At 59.8% G+C, this 1,802-nt stretch carries 1 protein-coding gene; it reads right to left on the reverse strand.

Annotated elements, in window-relative coordinates:
- Positions 1–94 precede the first annotated feature (94 nt).
- Positions 95–973, reverse strand: a complete 879-nt coding sequence (locus DB30_RS40730; RefSeq protein WP_165704190.1) for a hypothetical protein — start codon at positions 971–973, stop codon at positions 95–97.
- Between the last annotated feature and the right edge of the window lie 829 nt (positions 974–1,802).

Genomic DNA, 1,802 nt, shown 5'->3' on the forward strand with positions numbered 1-1,802 from the left:
CCGCTCGCTCGGGCTCCGGCGGCGCCATCATCCGCCCCACCAGCCGCGGCGCGAGTGCTCGACTGAGCCGTGCTGATGACCGACATCGCAGCTTTCATGGTATGCGATCAGCGCCAGCAAAGTCGGGCGTCCCGTCCAACGCAGGACGAGTGTCACCTTCGATATCTGTCGTGGGGTCTCCTGTAGCCCACGAGGCTGCGGTCTCAATCGCAGGAGGATAGACTCCCGCCACTAGCAGAAATTCACCTTGCAGGTAGTCTGAGAACCAATTGATCTCCACGTCGCCGAGAGCGACGTTATCCCCCATCGTCATCTCCAGAGCACTGGAGGAAATCGTTACGTTGGGGCAATTGACCTCCGGCGTAGCGTGCGTGCTAACAATAATACTATTACGAACACTCGTATCAGTACCATCTACGCAGAACAAAGCGGCGCTCGGAACTACGGGCCCCAACGCGAGAGTCGAATAGTTGACCTGACTTGTGCCACTCTGCACGTTGAGCGCAGGTTGGCTCGATGATCCTCCAACGAAGGAGTTCTCGACCGTGAGCGCGCCTCCGTTGACGAGTATACCGCCGCCGGCATTATTGACAATCTCAGACCGCTGAATCCACACTTGCGCTTGAGCCACCTCGACTCCCCGAGACACCGCGGCCTCGATTCGAACACCACTCAAATATACAATAGCGTTATTTTGTACCGCCAGCGCGTAGTCTTCGCTTCCATCAGACCAAACTGGCCGCTCCATAGCCCCCTTCCCAACGATCGCAACAGTCCTTCCGCTCGAAACCAACAACGTTTCCTCATACGTATTCCCTGGAGTGTCCCGGAGAATAATCGTCCCCTTTTCGCTTGCACCGATTTTCCCAAGCCCGGTGAGCAAGTCGCAAAGCGGCATCTCACTCGACCCCGGCCCCGCATTGCTGCATGCATTGTCGTCAGCATCCACATACCAGACCCGGTCGAGCGGCATGCATGACCCAAGGTCAATCTCACACGCACTCCCCGGGCACTGCGAGTGCTCAGTACACGGCACGCAAACATTCGCCTGGCACGCCGGCATCTCCGTCGGGCAAGCTGATACATCGTCGTCCGTACACTCCACGCACGCGCCGCCCTCATCGCACACCGGCGTCGCAGGATACTCGTCCCCACAACTCACCCCCATCGCATCCCCACACGGCACGCACACCCCACCGTCGCACAGCGGCGTCTCCACCGAACACTCGTCGCTCCCCATGCACATCGGCCCGGTGTCCCCATCACCATCCCCGTCACCGTCCCCATCACCATCCCCAGTGGGATCGCCGTCCCCATCGCCGTCTCCATCCCCATCACCGTCCCCTTCGGCCATCCCGCTGCATTCTGCTTCGTCCCGTCCGTTGCAGTACCAACAGCCTTGAGGAATAACTTCGGTACACCCATCCTCGGTCTTTTCGTCCGCCGCGAGACATGTGTTGTCAGAGCAGTACGCATCTGCCCAGTCCGGGTGCTGCTGCGCACAGTAGTCATCGCCACCATTATTGACGCAGTGGTCCTTGTTCGCCACAACGCAACCTTGCAGCGATGGAACGGCCGCACCTACACAAAAGCCCACAAGGAGAGTGACGACGAGACGGTTGCTCACGCTTCATTGTCCGCAGCTAGGCGCTTGGCGTCAAGCCGACAATGGGCCAGAAGGGGCGCGCATGCTATAATTAGCGACGGCCGAGGCGCCATCCTTCCTAGGAGCCCGTGGTGCAACGCATCACGCCGCCTCGCTTGGTCTTTCCGCCGAGCTCTTCGTCGCCGAAACTTCCAGT

The organism is Enhygromyxa salina (assembly GCF_000737335.2).
Taxonomy (GTDB): Bacteria; Myxococcota_A; Polyangia; order Nannocystales; family Nannocystaceae; genus Plesiocystis; species Plesiocystis salina_C.

Excerpts from the sequence above, each read along its gene's own strand:
- DB30_RS40730 (WP_165704190.1), bottom strand. The coding sequence starts at position 973 with ATGCCGCTCGACCGGGTCTGGTATGTGGATGCTGACGACAATGCATGC.